The 18500-nt window shown below is 63.9% G+C and carries 13 protein-coding genes; 3 read left to right on the forward strand and 10 right to left on the reverse strand.

The genetic code is table 11. From position 1 onward, the window contains the following. Positions 1-311 precede the first annotated feature (311 nt). The 7 genes from CGZ88_RS03165 to hisS form a co-directional block, all read right to left on the reverse strand. Positions 312-1418, reverse strand: coding sequence for an amino acid ABC transporter permease (locus tag CGZ88_RS03165; RefSeq protein WP_026644413.1), 1107 nt, complete (start codon positions 1416-1418; stop codon positions 312-314). A gap of 3 nt (positions 1419-1421) precedes the next feature. Beyond that, positions 1422-2099, reverse strand: coding sequence for an amino acid ABC transporter permease (locus tag CGZ88_RS03170; RefSeq protein ID WP_026644414.1), 678 nt, complete (start codon positions 2097-2099; stop codon positions 1422-1424). A gap of 1 nt (position 2100) precedes the next feature. Continuing rightward, complete coding sequence (locus CGZ88_RS03175; protein ID WP_026644415.1) at positions 2101-2949, reverse strand: glutamate ABC transporter substrate-binding protein; 849 nt, start codon at positions 2947-2949, stop codon at positions 2101-2103. Positions 2950-3038: 89 nt separating this feature from the next. Next, positions 3039-3818 carry an amino acid ABC transporter ATP-binding protein gene (locus CGZ88_RS03180; RefSeq protein ID WP_026644416.1) on the reverse strand — a complete coding sequence of 260 codons (780 nt, stop codon included), beginning with the start codon at positions 3816-3818 and terminating at the stop codon, positions 3039-3041. Positions 3819-4042: 224 nt separating this feature from the next. Beyond that, positions 4043-4825 (reverse strand): alpha/beta hydrolase, encoded by a 783-nt coding sequence (locus CGZ88_RS03185; protein WP_026644417.1) that lies wholly within the window; start codon positions 4823-4825, stop codon positions 4043-4045. Between the two features lie 457 nt (positions 4826-5282). After that, complete coding sequence (gene aspS / locus CGZ88_RS03190; RefSeq protein WP_026644418.1) at positions 5283-7079, reverse strand: aspartate--tRNA ligase; 1797 nt, start codon at positions 7077-7079, stop codon at positions 5283-5285. 114 nt (positions 7080-7193) lie between these two features. Continuing rightward, a complete protein-coding gene (gene hisS, locus CGZ88_RS03195) occupies positions 7194-8585 on the reverse strand; it encodes a histidine--tRNA ligase (protein WP_026644419.1) in 1392 nt (463 codons plus the stop codon). A gap of 118 nt (positions 8586-8703) precedes the next feature. Here hisS and CGZ88_RS03200 point away from each other — a divergent pair, with 118 nt between their 5' ends. Continuing rightward, positions 8704-10131, forward strand: coding sequence for a DUF349 domain-containing protein (locus CGZ88_RS03200; protein ID WP_026644420.1), 1428 nt, complete (start codon positions 8704-8706; stop codon positions 10129-10131). A 572-nt stretch (positions 10132-10703) separates the two neighbouring features. On the opposite strand, the gene CGZ88_RS03205 is transcribed toward CGZ88_RS03200, so the two are convergent. Together CGZ88_RS03205 and CGZ88_RS03210 are read right to left on the reverse strand one after the other, a co-directional pair. Beyond that, positions 10704-11303 (reverse strand): hypothetical protein, encoded by a 600-nt coding sequence (locus CGZ88_RS03205; RefSeq protein WP_133120883.1) that lies wholly within the window; start codon positions 11301-11303, stop codon positions 10704-10706. Positions 11304-11840: 537 nt separating this feature from the next. Further along, the gene (locus CGZ88_RS03210) at positions 11841-14390 is read right to left on the reverse strand and encodes an ATP-dependent Clp protease ATP-binding subunit (RefSeq protein WP_026644422.1); all 2550 of its coding nucleotides are present in this window, start codon (positions 14388-14390) and stop codon (positions 11841-11843) included. 209 nt (positions 14391-14599) lie between these two features. Here CGZ88_RS03210 and CGZ88_RS03215 point away from each other — a divergent pair, with 209 nt between their 5' ends. Together CGZ88_RS03215 and CGZ88_RS08940 are read left to right on the forward strand one after the other, a co-directional pair. Then, positions 14600-15577 (forward strand): universal stress protein, encoded by a 978-nt coding sequence (locus CGZ88_RS03215; RefSeq protein ID WP_034523301.1) that lies wholly within the window; start codon positions 14600-14602, stop codon positions 15575-15577. A gap of 102 nt (positions 15578-15679) precedes the next feature. Next, entirely contained in the window at positions 15680-16786 is a 1107-nt protein-coding gene (locus CGZ88_RS08940; RefSeq protein ID WP_165778695.1) for a hypothetical protein, read from the forward strand. Between the two features lie 102 nt (positions 16787-16888). Here CGZ88_RS08940 and CGZ88_RS03225 read toward each other — a convergent pair whose 3' ends face one another. Then, positions 16889-18499 (reverse strand): DUF3027 domain-containing protein, encoded by a 1611-nt coding sequence (locus tag CGZ88_RS03225; RefSeq protein ID WP_101671042.1) that lies wholly within the window; start codon positions 18497-18499, stop codon positions 16889-16891. Position 18500: the final 1 nt, after the last annotated feature.

Consider the following 18500-nt stretch of genomic DNA (forward strand, 5'->3'; position numbering starts at 1 on the left):
TTCCCCCCTCTTCCTTACTGGCAGCACTCCATTCTTACCGGCAGCCACCCTTACGGACAGTGCCACCCTTACGCGCACCACTCCATTCGTCCTTACGGGCAGCATCGGTCACGTTCGACGCCGACGCTTCATTATCGGCAGCGCATCATCGCAATCGACACCTGCATCCGCTACCAAAGCGAATGCCCGTAACGACGTGCTGCCCGTAACAACACGACTGCCCATAACGACGAAGGCGGCCACGGGCAGAGCGGGAAACAGATTCCTTTTCCAACCGTGGCCGCCTTACGACCGTGGTGCACGCAGCCGCGTCACGACCTTCCGGAGCCCGGCTTCATGCGGCCGCCGAGACCCTTGAGGTGGTGCTGATGGCCGTCCTTGGCGACCTGGCTTTGCGGCTGCGTCTCGTCGTAGCCCTGCGTGTAGCGCGTACGCCTCCAATTGTGAATCGACGCGTTCGTGCCGCGGTGATGCACATGGTAGAGACGCTGCGAACCGCCCAACGGACGCTCCTCGCGCGCGACGGCGATCTGGTTGACGTTCGACGGGTCGAGGATCGCGATCGGCGCGACCGGCTCGGCCTCGGTGGGCGCCATCGTGCGCTGCTGCATGCGCACAGGCAGCCATTCGGCGAGCCTCGACAGCAGCCAACAGAGGATGAAGTAGATGACGCCGGCCACGACGAGCGTCTGCAGGATGTTGAAGTACATCGAACCCAGTCGACGCGACTCCTGCAGCAGATCGGTGTACATGATGATCGAGCCGAGCGCCGTGTCCTTGAGCACGACGACGAGCTGCGTGACCGCCGCCGGCATCATCGCGTAGATCGCCTGCGGCACTTCAACGCTCAGCAGCGACTGCGTGCGCGTCAGGCCGAGCGCGACGGCCGCCTCATGCTGCCCGTTGGGAAGGTTGCCGACGCCAGAGCGCACAAGCTCGGCGACGACCGAGCCGTTGTACAGCACGAGCGAGATGACGACCGCCCAATACGCCGGGCTCGGCAGATCCATGAACGCGAACCAACGCCAGAAGAAAATCATCATGATGAGCACCGGCACGGCACGGCAGAATTCGATGACGACGCCGCACACACCACGCACGAGCGCGTTCGGGATCAGTCGTCCCACGCCGAACAGCAGACCGAAGACGACGGCGCCGATCACGGCGAGGAACGTCGCGCGCAGCGTCGCCCACAGGCCGGGCAGATAGAAGTCGGCCCATGCCTCGCCGTCGAGCGCCGGCTTCCACAGCTCCCAGCTGAGCTGGTTCTCGCCGTCCGGCGGATTGTGCAGCCGCATGATGATGAGGACGGCAATCGCGATGAACACGATCGCGGCGCTCCAGTTGATGATCTTGATCCTCTTGAGCATCCTCGGACCGGGCTGGTCGAAGAGCAGTGCGCTTTCATTTGCGGCCATGACTCACCTCCGAACCGCGAGCTTGTTGGACAGGAACGTCGTCAGCAGACCGATCGGGATGATCAGGATGACGTAACCGAACGCGAAGATCAGGAAGATCTGGATGATGACGTCCGGACGGAACTCAATCATCTCGCTCATCAGCGACGAGGTTTCGGTGGCGACCGACGCCGCCGCCGCGACCGTCGAGTTCTTGAGCAGCGCGATGAGCGTGTTGCCGAGCGGCGCGACGGAGCCGCGCAGCGCCTGCGGCATGATGATGAGCGTCGCCGACTGCATGAAGTTGAGTCCCATCGCGCGTGCCGCCTCCGCTTGGCCGAGCGGCACCGTGTTGATACCGCTGCGCAGCGATTCGCAGACGAACGCCGCCGTGTACAGCGACAGGCCGACGACGGCGAGCCAGAAGAAGTTCGTCTCGAAGTTGTCGGAGAAGCTCAGCTTGAGCTGCGCGAACGCGCCGAGCACCATGAAGACCATGATGATCGTCAGCGGCATGTTCTTGAAGAACTCGACGTAGCCGCCGGCGACGTGGCGCATGGACGCGATCGGCGAGATGCGCATGAGCACGAGGACGATGCCGAGGATCGCCGAGAACAGCGCCGACCAGAACGTCAGTTCGAGGTTGACGAGGAACGCGGCCGGTATGTTGTACTGCTGGAACAGCGAGATGAATCCCTCCATGTCACTCCCCCTCGTCCGGTTTCGGCGGATTGTACTTCGGGTTCGGTTTGTAGCCGGTGCCTTCGGTCGCGCTTTCGATCGCGCGCTCCCATTCGCCGGTCTTCTCCATGTCCTCGATGGCCGCGTTGATCTTCGTCGCGAACTCCTTGGAATCGGCGTCCTTCTTGATGCCGACGCCGTAGTATTCCTCGGTGAACGGCTTGCCGACGACCTTGAGCTTGCCGCGCGACGCCGAGGCGAGGCCCGCGAGGATGATGTCGTCGGTCGTCACGGCGTCGACGATGCCGGAGAGCAGCGCCGTCGCGCATTCCGCGTAGCCCGGCTGCTCCATGAGCTGCACCTCCTTGGCGAATTTCTCCTTGACGACCTTCGCCGACGTCGATCCGGTGACCGAGCACAGGCGTTTGCCGTTGAGGTCCTGCGGTCCCTTAATCGAGTCGTCGTTCGCGCGGACCATGAGATCCTGTCCGGCCACGAAGTACGGGCCAGCGAAATCGACCGCCTTCTTGCGTTCGTCAGTGATCGAATATGTGGCGAGGATCATGTCGACGTCGCCGTTCTGCAGCATCGCCTCGCGCTGCTTGCTCGGCGCCTCCTTGAACACGATCTGCGAATCGGTGTAGCCCAGCTGGTTCGCGATGTAGCGGGCCACGTCCACGTCGAATCCCTCATAGGTGCCCGACTTCTTGAATCCGAGTCCCGGCTGGTCGAATTTGATGCCGACCTTGATGACGTCGCCATCGTCTGCGCTGCTCGATCCGCATGCCGCCACCCCCGCGGCGCACGCGAGCGCACACAGCGCGGCGAGCCCTTTGCGCAGCAGTGTGCGCATGGTTGTTCGTTGGGTCATTGTTCCTTCTTTGCTTGCTTTCCTTCGCCGGGCCGCCCGCTCCTCCCGCCGGCGTCGCCGGCGTCGTGTGCGGACACCGACGCGCGGCGTCAGTGGGTGAGGATCTTCGACAGGAAGTCCTTCGCGCGTTCCGTCTGCGGATGTTCGAAGAACTCGTCCGGCGTGCCGCGTTCGAGGATCTGCCCGTCGGCCATGAAGATGATGCGGTCGGCGGCCTTGCGCGCGAAGCCCATCTCATGGGTGACGCACAGCATCGTCATGCCTTCGTGGGCGAGTTCGACCATGACGTCGAGCACTTCGTTGACCATTTCCGGATCGAGCGCCGACGTCGGCTCATCGAAGAGCATGACCTTCGGGTGCATCGCGAGCGCACGCGCGATCGCGACGCGCTGCTGCTGGCCACCGGAGAGCTGCGACGGCATCTTGTTCGCCTGGGAGTCGACGCCGACGCGCGCAAGGAGGTCCATCGCTTCGCGTTCCGCCTGCGTGCGGTCCATGTGGCGCACCTTGATCGGCGCAAGCGTCACGTTGTCGAGAATCGTCTTGTTCGCGAAGAGGTTGAAGGACTGGAAGACCATGCCGACTTCGGCGCGCAGCTGCGCGAGCGCGCGTCCTTCCTTCGGCAGCGGCTGTCCGTCGATGCGGATGACGCCCGAATCGATCGTCTCGAGACGGTTGATCGTGCGGCACATCGTCGATTTTCCGGAGCCGGAGGGGCCGACGATGACGAGCACTTCGCCCTTTTTGACTTTGAGATTGATGTCGCGCAGCACGTGCAGATTGCCGAAGTGCTTCTCCACGTGCTCGAGTTCGACGAGGTAGCGGTCGTCGCCCTGCGCGCCCTGTTGTGTTGCTGTAGTTGCTGTCATAGGCGCACAGTCTAAGGTTTGCGTGTTTCAAATGGCAAACGCAATAAGGAACGTTCGCCGATTCCGAATCTTTTTTAGTCAGATCGTGGAATGTTGTATCATTACCCGCTCTGTGCGGATGGGCGCGCCGATGAGGGACGGGTATCGTTCATCGGCGCGCCCGTCCCGATGCGCGTGCGCTATGCGCGATGTATGGGTGCGGGAAGTGTTCGGCGGTCGTTGTTTCAGACGATGCGCTTGTGCGAGGCGAGGAACTGCACGGCCTCGGCGATCGCGGAGTCGCGGTCGGCGCCGGTAAACGGATGGCCGAGGTGCGCGTACAGGCTCACCGCGCAGTTGGGCATCGCCGCGCCGTATTCTCTGGCGGCCCCCTCGCCGATGACGGCGTCGTCCTCGCCCTGGATGGCGAGCGTCGGTCCCTTGAACATCGCCGTCGTCTCATAGATCGGCAATGTCTGCGCAATGCGCACGTATTTGCCGGCGACCGTCTTGCCGTTGGCAAGCGTGATCGTATCGGGGACGTGGTTCACGTCGAAGGGCACACCGAGCAGCGTGCCGCGCAATGCGTCGTCCTTGATCGTCGCGGCCGGCGCGAGCATAACGAGATTGTTGATGACGTCGGAGTACATACCCGCCGTCATGCCGGCGATGACGCCGCCCTGCGAATGTCCCATCAGCGAAATCTCGGTCGGCTGGATGCACATGCGCACATAGTCGAGCACGGCGATCGCGTCCTCGATCTGGTTGAACACGTCGGAATTGGCGAAGTCGCCGTCGCTGCTTCCGCGGCCGTTGAAGTCGAAACGCACGACGGTGAAGCCCTGTTCGACGAGTCCGTCGGCGATCTGCTGGTAGACGTCGCCTTCCTTGGCGCCCATGTCGCGCATGAACCCGTGCATGAAGATGACGGCCGGCCCGTGCGGCGCATCCTGCGGCCGTTCGACGAGTCCGCGCAGCGTGAGCCCATCACGTGTGATGTTGATTTCCTCGCTTGTCTTGTCCGTCATCTGCCATCCTCCTGACCATTGGCGTGCACTACCGGCAATCGTAGACGTCACCGCCGCACCCGTCCCCCATTCAAGCCGAGAGCCAACCTCCTACCGGTAGCTTTCAGATTCCTTACGGGCTGCACGGCGATTCCTTACGGGCTGCACGCGTTGATTGCTTACCGGCAGTACCGCTACCGGTAAGCGTCCCCTTGCTACCGGTAGTCGAAACAACACCGGTAAGCAATCAGCATTGCTACCGGTAGTCGGTACAACGCTGCTACCGGTAGGAGTGGGACGGGAGGGCACGCACACTGCTTGGAAGAGGACGCGCGGCGCAGCATACGCACAAGGGCGGGGCGGAACTCTTGGGTTCCGCCCCGCCCCTACATCGACGAAGCGATATGCATCAGCCGGATGCGTCCATCAGCACGTCCAAATCGACGTCCGAATCAACGTCCACACCAGCCGGAGAGACTCAGTCGTCCTCCTCCGGATCGTAGTCGACGCCGGTCTCCGCACGCTGCTCGTCGCTGATCGGCGCAGGTGCGCCTGTGAGCGGGTCGCGGCCGCCGCCGGCCTTCGGGAAGGCGATGACGTCGCGGATCGAGTCGGCGCCGGCGAGCAGCGCGACGGTGCGGTCCCAGCCAAGCGCGATGCCCGCGTGCGGCGGCGCGCCGTACTTGAAGGCCTCAAGCAGGAAGCCGAACTTGTCATTCGCCTCCTCAGGCGTGATGCCGAGCACGTTGAGCACGCGGTCCTGGATGTCGTCGCGATGGATACGCACCGAGCCGCCGCCCATCTCGTTGCCGTTGCACACGATGTCATACGAGTCGCTCATCGCATGCTCCGGATCCTGATCGAAGGTGTCGATCCAATCCTTCGACGGCATCGTGAACGGATGGTGCATCGACGTCCACTTCGAGTGGCCGACGGCCACGTCGTCGTCATCCGGATCGTCGGTACGCTTGAACAGCGGGAAGTCGACAACCCACGTGAACGCGAACTCGTCGGGCTTGAGCAGTCCGGCGCGCTCGGCGAGTTCGACACGCACGGCGCCGAGCAGCAGCTGCGAGGATTCGCGAGCGCCCGCGGCGAAGAACACCGCGTCGCCGTCCTCGGCTCCGACGGCCTCCTTGAGACCTGCGCGCTCAGCCTCGGACAGGTTCTTCGCGACCGGTCCCTTGAGTTCGCCGTCCTCGGCGAAGACGACGTACGCGAGACCCTTCGCACCACGCTGCTTCGCCCAATCCTGCCACGCGTCGAACTGACGGCGAGGCGTCGCGGCGCCGCCCTTGAAGAGCACGGCGCCCACGTACGGCGCCTGAAACACGCGGAACGGCGTGTCCTTGAAGTAGTCGGTGAGCTCGACGAGTTCGTTGCCGAAGCGCAGATCCGGCTTGTCCGAACCGTACTTGTCCATCGCGTCCTGCCACGTGATGCGGTCGATCGGCAGCTTGATGTCGTAGCCGTCGGCCTTCCAGATCGCCGCGATGACCTGCTCGGCCATCGCCATGACGTCCTCCTGGTCGACGAAGGCCATCTCCATGTCGAGCTGCGTGAACTCGGGCTGGCGGTCGGCGCGGAAGTCCTCGTCGCGGTAGCAGCGCGCGAACTGATAGTAGCGTTCGACGCCCGCGACCATGAGCAGCTGCTTGAGCAGCTGCGGCGACTGCGGCAGCGCGTACCACGAACCCGGCACGAGACGCGCCGGCACAACGAAGTCGCGCGCTCCCTCCGGCGTCGACTTGATCATCGTGGGCGTCTCAACCTCGGTGAAGCCGAGCTTGTCGAGTTCGGTGCGCGCGGCGCGCATCATGTCCGAACGCAGCTTGACGTTGCGCTGCATCGCCGGACGACGCAGATCGAGATAGCGGTACTTGAGGCGCACGTCCTCGCCCGGCAGCTTGTTCTCGGATTCGTTTTCGAGCGCCGTGGACACCTGGAACGGCAGCGCGTCCGACTTGGCGAGCACGTCGATTTTGTCGGCGACGACCTCGACCTTGCCGGTCGCGAGATGATCGTTCTCGTTGCCTTCCGGACGCAGGCGCACGGTGCCTTCGACCTCGATGACGTATTCGCTGCGCAGCGGCCGCGCCAGCTCCTCGTCGTTGATGACGACCTGCACGAGTCCGCTGTTGTCACGAAGGTCGATGAAGGCGACGCCGCCGTGGTCGCGGCGACGGTCGACCCAACCGGCGAGCGTGACGCGTTCGCCGACGAGATCCTCGGTAACCTCGGTGGCGTGATGGGTGCGATAAGCCGTCTGGCTCATACTTCCTCTATTCTGTTCGTTTTTCGGTTGTTGTGGTTCGTTCGTTTGCGCCGACGCGCGCCGCGTCGACGAGACCGTGTCCGCTCGACGCGCAGCGCCGCGGACAGTGGCGACTCAGGCGTTCGTCGTCACCGTTTGCCGGGCATACACAGTATCCGGCTCCCATGACTGCGCATCGGCGTCGATCTGCTCGCCGCTGACGATGTTCTTCACCTGGTCCGGGCCATCGTCCGTCGGGTCCTCGTTGGGGAACCACACGTACGGGATGCCGAGTTTGTCGGCGTATTTGATCTGCTTGCCGAGCTTGGCCGCGCTCGGTGCGACGTCCGCCGCGATGCCGCGCGCACGCAGCTGACGCGCGACCTCGTTCGAGTCGGCACGGTTCTCCTCGTTCCACACGGCGACGAGGACGCACGCCGGCGAGATGCGCGACGCGGTCGCGCCCGCCGAGTGCAGCATATAGGAGACGAGCCTCGACAAGCCGATCGACAGGCCGACGCCCGGGTATTTGCGGCTGCCCTGCGTCGCGAGGTTGTCGTAGCGGCCGCCCGAGCAGATCGAGCCGAGCGAGTCGGCGCCGTCGAGGAAGGTCTCGTAGACGGAGCCGGTGTAGTAGTCGAGTCCGCGGGCGATCTTGAGGTCGGCGATGACGGAGCCGGGACGGATGCGCGCGGCCTCGTCGACGATCATCGTCAGCGTGTCGAGGCCTTCCTTCGCCATCGCGTAGTCGTCGCCGTCCATATCGATGTGGTGGATCTCGCACAGGCCGTTGAAACGGTCGATGAGCGCGCCGCCGTCGGACGCGGTGATCTGCGCGAGTTCGAGGCATGCCTTCGCCTGGTCGGGCGTCGCGCCGCATTCGGACACGAGCAGCGAGGCGACCTCGTCGGCGCCGATCTTGTCGAGCTTGTCGATCTCGCGCAGCACGCCTTCGATGTCTTCAAGGCCGAGGCCGCGGTAGAAGCCTTCGGAGAGCTTGCGGTTGTTGGCGTGGACGGTGGCCTTCGGCAGACCGAACTCACGCAGCCGTTCGAGCGCGCCGACCATGACGAGCGGCAGCTCGACCTCATAATGCTCGGGCAGCGTGCCTTCACCGACGACGTCGATGTCGGCCTGCACGAACTCGCGGAAACGGCCCTCCTGTGGACGTTCGCCACGCCACACCTTCTGGATCTGCCAACGCTTGAACGGGAACGGCAGCTGGCCCGAATGCTCGACGACGTAGCGGCTCAGCGGCACGGTGAGGTCGAAATGCAGACCGAGACGCTGCTCGACGGGGGTGTCGGACTCATGGCCGACCTCCTGCAGACGCGAGAGCAGGTAGATCTCCTTGCTCGTCTCGCCCTTCTTGAGCAGGCTCGACCCCTGTTCGATCGCGCGGGTCTCGATGCCGATGAACCCGTTGAGTTCGAATACTTCACGAAGCGTGTCGATGACACGCTGCTCCACTACGCGTTCAGAGGGGAGCCACTCTGGGAAACCTGAGATAGATGCACCTTTTGCCACGGTTCCACATCATAAGGGATGTCGCGGAAAATGTATCGATACCATTGCCTACACTAAGGGCGTAAGAGTGTGAATACGTTCCCATTCTTACGTGTCCACCAAGCCTAAGGAGCTGACCATGGCCGACAACAACGTCACCGAACCCCAGACCAACGACCCGACGCAGCAGAGCGCTGCCACCGAGGCGGCGAAGAGCGCGAAGGCGGCGCCGACGCCGGCGGCCATCAAGGCCCATGCTCCCTCACCGGCGGCGTTCGCGAAGAGCGCGACGCATGCGCCGGCGGCGAAGACCGGCGGCTTCGGCGAATCGGAGATCAAGGACGCGGAGCGCTTCGGCCGTGTCGATGACAACGGCACCGTCTACGTCAAGGACGGCGACACGGAACGTGAAGTCGGACAGTTCCCGGACGCCTCGAAGGAAGAGGCGCTCTCGCTGTACGCGCGCCGCTACCTCGACCTCAAGGCGAAGCTCGATCTGTTCGCGCAGCGCCTCAAGTCGAACTCGATCAAGCCGCGCGAGATCGACGAGACGGTGACAGCGCTCGGCGAGGAGCTCGCCAAGCCCGACGTCGTCGGCGACATCCCGGCGCTGCGCACCCGTTTCGAGGAGCTCAAGACGAAGGCGCAGGAGAAGAAGACATCAATCGCCAACGCACGCAAGGAGGCCGTCGCGAAGGCGGTCGCCGAACGCACGAAGATCGTCGAGAAGGCGGAGGAGCTCGCCGCGAACCTCGGCGACAACACGAACTGGCGTTCCACGGCGGACAAGTTCCGTTCGCTGTTCGACCAGTGGCAGCAGCATCAGCGCACGACGGTGCGCATCGACCGTGCGGACGCGGACGCGCTGTGGAAGCGTTTCTCGTCGGCGCGCACGACCTTCAACCAGTCGCGCCGCAAGTGGGCGCAGGCGCGTGACAACGAGCGCGCGACCGCACGCAAGGCCAAGGAGGCAATCATCGCCGAGGCGAACGAACTCAAGGATTCGACCGCCTGGGTGGAGACCTCGCATCGTTTCAACGATCTGATGGCCCGCTGGAAGCAGGCGGGACGTGCAGGCCGCCAGGAGGACGACGCGCTGTGGGCGCAGTTCCGCGAGGCGGCGGACACGTTCTTCAACGCGCGTCAGGCCGACCGTGACCAGATGAACACCGCCGAGAAGGAGAACCTCGCGAAGAAGGAGGCGCTGCTCGTCAAGGCCGAGGCGCTTGTGCCGGTCAAGGACGAGGCCGAGGCGAAGAAGGCGCGTCAGCAGCTCGCCGAGATCCAGGAGGAATGGGATCAGATTGGCTACGTGCCGCGCGAGGACATGCACCGCATCGAGTCGCGTCTCGACGACGTGGACAAGCAGATCAAGGCCGTCGAGGACGCCGCATGGAAGCGCAGCGACCCGGAGGCGGACGCCCGCAAGTCCAGCTTCGAAGGACAGCTCAAGGCGCAGCTCGATGAACTCGACGAGCAGATCGCCAAGGCGAGCGACCCGAAGGTCAAGGCGAAGCTCGAGGCCGAAAAGGCCACGAAGGAGCAGTGGCTCAACGCGATCATGTGATCGCCGCCAGCCGCATCGCAGCCAATACAAAGAGAAAGAGGAGGGATGCGCCCAAGGGTGCGTCCCTCCTTTGTTGTCTTTGTGCGTTGTCTTTGTCGCCCTCCCCCGCCGCCTTCCGCTACCGGTAGCACTGCTCCCCAATCCTTACGGGCGGCTCGCATCGCACGCGACGCTTACGGACAGCATTGTCTTACGGGCAGCATGGTCGTATGGGCACGGTCTTCTTACGGGCGGTATCACTCACGCATCATGCTTACGAGCAGCACTACCCGAACGCACACATGTCGTTGCCTGCGATGACATGCGCGGAGACAACAACAGTGCAACGGACACCCGAATCGGATATCCGCTGCACCATGAAGAACACTGCGATCGATAAGAAATCGCAATCACAAAAACAATGCATAATCAGCGCATCGCAGGCAGCGCCCCGTAAGCGAGGAGGTCGTCGCCCGTAAGTGCCACCCATAGGCGATGCCACCGCTAAGCAGCACCGCCCGTTATCGGTAGCGCGCGCCACCAATAAGCGCCGCTACCGGTAACGCGATCGCTACCGGTAGCGGTCGCAGATGTCACTCGAAGAGAACCATGTTCGGGTCGTCGGTGGCGGTCTCGTACTTGGTGCCGTCATAGACGAGGAAAGCGCCGGACTGCATGTCCTTGCCGCTCAGGTGCTCCATGTTGACTTCGCTGATCTCGTTGACGATGGCCGCGAGCGCCGGACCTTCCTGAATGTACTGCGCGGCGTTGAGCGAAGCCTCCTGCTCGTCACGCGGCGCGGCGGCGAATACGTCGTCGGCGTAGGCGCCGATCGCGGTGCGCAGCGGATCGTCGGCATCCTCGAACTGCGCGCCGAGCCACGACTTCACCGTCTCATGTGCGATCGTGAGCAGCGGCGTGCGGAAGCTGTCCGTCTTCAGCGACGAGCGCATCGTGTCCACGTCCTGCGCGGCCGTGTCCTCGTTGATGAATGACGTTTCCTCATCAGATCCGACATGTGCCGCGATCGTCGAGACCGCCGCCTTGACGAAGTCCGACGCGAGCGCGCCGACACCTTCGCTGTCAGGGAAGTATCCGTCGAAGGCGTCGTGCTGATACACCTCATATGCGCGCGTCAGCGCCTCCGCGTCGATTGTCTGCGAGTCAATCGTGCCAAGTTCCAAAGCAGCCATAGTGCAAGTCCTTTCGTATTCATCGTCTTTTTCGATGACTACTGACGATGGTAGGCGCGCCGCCCGTGACCTCCAATGATTCTCCCCATCAGGGGAATCGCCGGATATGCACGGCCATTTCGGCATGGTTCTGCCGCATTTTCCGCCCGCCGCATTTACGCATGGCGAACCGACCTGCATGCGGCGTCGCGTTGTGCAAGGGACCGCGCATCCGGTAAGCATGAACGATGTGCCGCCCGTAAGAACGACGCCGCCTATAAGAGTGACGTGCTGCCGATAAAAACGATGCCACCCGTAAGTGCAAGGTGCTGCCTGTAAGAATGACGCTGCCCGTAAGAACAACGCCGCCCGTAAGAGTGAGGCTGCCTGTAAGTACAACGACCCGTAAGGATGACGTACCGCAAGAACGACGTGCTACCCGTAAGCACAACGACTTCCCGTAAGAGCCACGCCTTTACAGCCCGGAAAAACGCGAAAGGGCGCGCACCGGAGTGGTGCGCGCCCTTTCGCGTAGGGTCAAAGGCCGTCAGCGGCAGATCATTCGGCGCCGCCAACCGGCTGCGGCTCCTCAACGACGATGTCCTTGCTCTCGTCGCCCTCGTCGGCCGCGGGCAGCTCGAAGGGTTCGCCCTTGAAGGTGAACTCGCCGAGGATGCCGTCGCCTTCGGCGTCGACGATCACGCGTTCGTTGTCCTTGAGCTCGCCCATCAGGATCTTCTCGGAGATCGTGTCCTCGATGTCGCGCTGGATGACGCGACGCAGAGGACGCGCACCGAGCAGCGGATCGAAGCCCTTCTCCGCGAGCAGATCCTTCGCCTTGTCCGTCAGGTCGAGCTCCATGTGGCGCTCGAAGAGACGATCGTTGAGCTGCTTGACGTCCAGATCGACGATCTGGCGCACCTGCGGCTCGGTGAGCTGGCGGAACACAATGATGTCGTCGAGACGGTTGAGGAACTCGGGACGGAACTGCTGCTTGAGCTCGTTCGAGACCTGATCCTTCATCCGCTGGTAGCTCGACTCGGTGTTGTTGCCCATGTTGAAGCCGGTGTTCGCCGCTTTCGCGATGTCACGCGTGCCGAGGTTCGTCGTCAGGATGATGATCGTGTTCTTGAAATCGACCTTGCGTCCCTGACCATCGGTGAGATGGCCGTCGTCGAGCACCTGCAGCAGCGTGTTGAAGATGTCTGGATGCGCCTTTTCGATCTCGTCGAAGAGCACGACCGAGAACGGCTTGCGACGCACCTTCTCGGTGAGCTCGCCGCCCTCCTCGTAGCCGACGTATCCCGGAGGCGCGCCGAAGAGGCGCGACGCCGCGTACTTCTCGGAGAACTCCGACATGTCGACGCGGATGAGCGCGTCCTCATCGTCGAACAGGAACTGCGCGAGCGTCTTGGCGAGCTCGGTCTTGCCCACGCCGGTCGGGCCGGCGAAGATGAACGATCCTGCAGGACGCTTCGGATCCTTGAGTCCCACACGCGTACGACGGATCGAACGGGACAGCGCGGAGACCGCCTCGTCCTGGCCGATGATGCGCTTGTGGAGCTCCGATTCCATCGACATGAGCTTCTTCGATTCCGCCTGCGTGAGCTTGAACACCGGGATGCCGGTGCTCTGCGAGATGACCTCGGCGATGACGTCCTCGTCGACGACCATGCGGACGTCGGATTCGCCTTCGCGCCAGGCCTTCTCCTTCTCCTTGCGTTCGCTTTCCAGCTTCTCCTGGCTGTCGCGAAGCTCGGCGGCCTTCTCGAACTCCTGATCCTTGATCGCCTGGTCCTTGTCCTTGGCGATCTTCGCGATGCGGTTGTCGAGCTCCTTGAGCTCCGGCGGGGCCGTCAGACGCTTGATGCGCAGACGCGCGCCGGCCTCGTCGATCAGATCGATCGCCTTGTCGGGCAGGTTGCGGTCCTGAATGTAGCGCGCGGAGAGCTCCGCGGCCGACTGCAACGCGCCGTCGGTGATCGTCACGTGGTGATGGTTCTCGTAGCGCGCACGCAGACCCTTGAGGATCTCGATCGTCTCGGCGATCGACGGCTCGGCGACCTGAATCGGCTGGAAACGACGTTCGAGCGCCGCGTCCTTTTCGATGTACTTGCGGTATTCGTCGGTCGTCGTCGCGCCGATCGTCTGCAGTTCGCCACGAGCGAGCATCGGCTTGAGCATATCGGATGCGCCAAGTGCGCCGTCCGCGGAGCCCGCGCCGACGATCGTGTGGATCTCGTCGATGAACAGCACGATGTCGCCGCGCGTCTTGATCTCCTTGAGCACCTTCTTGAGGCGCTCCTCGAAATCGCCGCGGTAGCGCGATCCTGCGACCATCGAACCAAGGTCGAGCGAATACACCTGCTTGTCCTTGAGCGTCTCGGGAACGTCGCCCGCGACGATCTTCTGCGCGAGCCCTTCGACGACGGCGGTCTTGCCGACGCCCGGCTCGCCGATGAGCACCGGGTTGTTCTTCGTGCGACGCGACAGCACGACCATGACGCGCTCAATCTCCTTGCTGCGTCCGATGACCGGGTCGAGCTTGCCTTCCTGCGCCTCGGCGGTGAGGTTGCGGCCGAACTGGTCGAGGATGGCGGAGCCGCTCTGGCCGCGCTTGTCCTGCACGCCGCCGGCGTTCGCCATGTCGCCCTTGTCGTCCGAACCGTTCGAATTGCCACGGATCATGTCGATCGTCGTGGTGCGCAGTTCCCCGAGGTCCACGTCCATCTTGATGAGGACCTGAGTGCCCACGCCTTCACCCTCGCGGATGAGGCCGAGCAGGATGTGTTCGGTGCCGATGTAGCTGTGCCCCAGCTGCAGTGCCTCACGCAGCGAAAGCTCCAGCACCTGCTTGGCGTGCGGTGTGAAGGGTATGTGGCCGTTCGGCGCCGCATTGCCCTTGCCGATCATCTCTTCGACCTGCTTGCGCGTGTCCTCGAGCGTGACGCCTTTGGCCTCCAGGGCCTTTGCGGCGACGCCCTCTCCCTCACGAATCAGGCCGAGCAGCAGATGCTCGGTGCCGATATAGTTGTGCTGGAGGGCACGAGCCTCTTCCTGCGCGAGCACGATGACGCGCCGCGCACGGTCGGTAAACCGTTCGAACATGCTTGTCCTTCCATGACTTGGTAATTCCACATCACTCTACAGATTTCTGATGACGTTTATTTCCACGTCGTCCGAGTTTCTCCGCCGGACGACTACGTTATGCTTGAAGACGGTGAGCGAAGCCGTGCGCCGGAGCGTGCGCGGCGGGGAACACGGCCGACGCCGCATGGGCGACGCGGCCCATCCATCTACCAACGAAGGAGCAACGCATGAGCGCAACCATCGATTCTCTCAATCCCTCCGGGGACATCGTCGTCGGCGTCGACGGCTCCCCCGAATCGTTCTCTGCGCTGCGCTGGTCGCTGCAACAGGCGCGGCTTTCCGGGCAGCGCGTCAACGCCGTGTACGGCTGGTCGTATTCGTGGGACATGGGTCCCGAACCGTCGAACAAGGAGGAGGCGGACGCGCTGCGCAAGCGCATCGCCGACGAACTGCACGTCTGGGTGGAGTCGGCGTCGAAGGACATGGATCTCGCCGACGAGCAGATCAAACTGACGTCGTTCCGCGCGGCGGCGAGCACGGCGCTGCTCGAGATCGGCGCGAACGCGCAGCAGATCGTCATCGGACGCCGTTCGATGAGCCGTGTCGCCCGCTGGCTGCTCGGCTCGCTCTCCTCGTCGCTCGCCGAGGAGGCGACCGTCCCGGTCACGATCATCCGCAGCGCGCAGGACGAGGACATCGACGTGCAGGATCAGATCGCGAACGCGTTGTCGCCGAACGATCAGGACGTGCATTTCGTGACGCCGCACGTCGAGATCCCGCGCACGGCGCGCCCGATCGTCGTCGGCGTCGACGGCTCGGACACGTCGCGACGCGCGCTCGTGTTCGCGGCCGGCCTCGCGAAGCTCAACGACGCGCCGCTGCACGTCATGTTCTTCTGGAGGATCAAGGATCTGGGCACCGTGCCCGGATACGAGACGAGCGTCGCACCGATGGAAGTCGCCCAGAAGTACGCGATGCACCGCCTCGAGGAGTTCATCGACACGACGAAGCTGCCGAAGTCGCTCGACGTGACGCCGAACGCGTTCCACATCTCCCCCGGCAAGGGTCTCGTCAGCGCGTCGCGGTACGCGCGCCATGTCGTCGTCGGCTCGCGCGGACTGAACGGATTGGACGCGCATTTCCTCGGCTCGGTCTCCAAGCAGGTGATTAATTCGGCCGAATGCAACGTCACCGTCGTGCACTGAGCGATGTACTTGCGGCGCGGTTCACCCTGAGCTCAGCGTCGCGGCGCATCCGGCCGCATCGGCGCATAGACTAAGTGGATTTGGAAGGCTGATGAGGACACGATGACGAACGACACGCATGCACAGGACGAGAACGCGAACAACGACGACGAGATGAACGGCGATGTGAACGACGGCGGCACGACGTCGGCGCATGAGATCGAGGAGTCGGTCTCGGCGGACGACGCGACGAAGGAACCGTCGACCGACACCGTCGAGTTCAATCGGCCCTCGCCGCCGTCCTTCGCGCCGCATGCCACTGGCAGCGACGACGATGATGACAATGACAACGATATCGGCGACAACGATGCCGATGACGACAGCGACGACAGCGAAGGCTACAAGTCGGCGCTCGCCAAGCACAAGGATGGCGACGACCATCCAGATCATGAGGGCCATGACGAGCTGCGCCGCTCGACGGAACGCCGCCACCGGCTGCCGTGGCTGACAATCGTCATCGGCGTGCTCGTGCTGTGCGCGGCCTTCGGCTACCTGTACGCGAACGGCAACATCAACGGCACGCCGCGCGCGCAGGCGATGAGCTCATGCCAGACGGAGGCGGCGAAGGCGTCCGAGGCGAAGCGGCTCGCGGACATGGCGATCAGCTCGGCGAAGTCGTACATCGACGACCCGAAGACGACGATTGACTCAACCGACCTGCGCCGCCTGAACGTCCTGATGGACGACGCCGGCAAGGAGCCGGCGATCCCGGCGTGCACGATCACGACGCGTGACAACGATCTCAAGGCGCACGCGAAGACGTCGAAGGAGCTGCACGACGTCTACATCACAATCGCGAAGGAGCTGCTGGCGATCACCGGCGGCACGATCGACGGCCTCGACGCCGCATCCTCCACCGAGACGACGACGCCGGAGCCGACGGCGACCGTCACCGAGGAGCCGGCCGTGACGCCGACACCGACCGCCACCGAGGAATCGTCGCCGACTCCGGCGCCAAGCGCGAGCGCGTCGTCGTCCGCCTCGCCGTCGCCGAGCGTGACCTCCTCGCCGTCCTCGCCGTCGTCACCGAGCGCGTCGTCGTCGCCGAGCGCGTCGTCGTCGCCGTCGTCCGACGCTTCCACCGACCAATCGACGACGTCGCATACGAAATCGCAGTCGGCAAGACAATCGAATGCGAAGTCGGACGCAGCCTCCACGGCCGACCGCTGACGGGTGCCTGATACGCAACTGAAGCGGGGCGTGTGACGAATCCTGTTCGTCACACGCCCCGCTTCACGTATGGAGTCAGCTGTGCTTGTAGACTGCCGGGCGTCAGTCGTGCGCCTCCTGATACGGCTCGGCCGTGTCGTCGTCCGCCGTATCAGCATCCGCAGCCACGACATCTTCCGTGGGTTCGACTTCGTCCGCGGTTTCGGCCTCGGCGATCTCCTCCGTCGTCTGCACGGGATCCTCTGGTGATTCCTCGGTTTCTTCGACCTCTTCCGTGGATTCCGCCTTGGCAGATTCCTCGGCAGCCGCGTCCTGTGCATCGACCTTCGCCTTGAGCGTGTCGTCGAAGTCCTCGCCTTCACGCTCGGCGTCGCCCGTCAGTTCGGCGACGATCTGCGTGTGGCCCATCGTGTCCGCATCGTCCGCGTCGGCGACGACCTCATGCTGCTCGTCGGCGACGATATCGTCGGCCGCGTCGACGATCTGCTGCGCCGACGTCTGCTGCTCCGTCGTGGCCGTGTCCTCATCGACAATCGTCTCGTCGGCGACCTCACGCGGTGTATCGGCGTCGGGCATCGGCACGTCGGCGTCCTGCGCGGCGCGGCGTTCCTCGTCGCGCAGGACGGCAACCGTCTGCGCAGCCGCATCCTCATGACCGTGCTTCTTCGCGTCGACGACCGTTTCGATCAGTTCGACGTCGCCGCGTTCCTCACGCGGACTCTGCGCGACGATGTCGATGTGCACGTCGTCGTAGGCGGGCTTCGTCTGGATCCACAGACGGCTCGGCTCGGGCGGTTCAATCTGCGAATGCTCGCCACAGCCGTGGTCGAGCGAGACGACGCGGCCGTCGTCGGGACTCCACCGGTTCGCGCAGACGCCGAACATCTCGGACAGGTCACCGCGCAGCGGAATGAAGAAGCCACATGTCGAGCACACGTTGCCGTTCGCCGTCTTCGTCGACAACGACTTCGGTCCGTGCGGGCCGTCGTACCAACGCTGCGCCGTCTGCGCGCGTCCGATCGCCGACATCACCGAACGCCGCGACAGATCGAACTCCTCGATGACGTCATGCAGATCCTGCTGCGTCGTCGCCGAACCGTCCTCGCCGTGCGCGTCGTCGACATGTCGATGTTCGGTATCCTCGGCGTTGTCGATGCTTGCGACGTTCTCGACGCCCTCGGCGGCCTCGGTCACCGTTTCGACGCCCTCGACGACCGCCGCGGCGTCGTCGAGCCGCGTCTCGGTGACCGTTTCCGCCGCCGATTCGGCAGCTGATTCGGCGTTCTCGGCCGTATCCTTCACCGCGTCCTCATTGATTTCGCCATGCGTCGACTCGATTTCGGCGACCGTCTCCTCGGTGACGCCGGGCTCAAGCCGTTCGTCGTCGGACTCGGTGCCGATCGAATCGGTCACCGACAGGTCCGACGGCTCGAGACGATCCTTCCACGGCACCCACGGCGGCGGCAGCAGTGCCTTGTCGGTCGGGATCAGCGACGCCTCGTCGACGGTCCATCGGTCTGCCTCGACGTCGTGGAACAACGTGACCGACCACTGCCAGCCTTCGTAGCCGACCATCGTCGCCACGAAACGGAAATCGGTCGCGCCGTCCGAGGTCGTCTCGCTCGTCACGAAGTCGCCGACATGGGCGGCATCCTGCGCCGTGTCGATCGCGACGGCGCGCGCGAGCGCCTCCGGGTCAAATTCTTCTGCCATC

The sequence above is a fragment of the Bifidobacterium anseris genome (assembly GCF_002860345.1).
GTDB lineage: Bacteria > Actinomycetota > Actinomycetes > Actinomycetales > Bifidobacteriaceae > Bifidobacterium > Bifidobacterium anseris.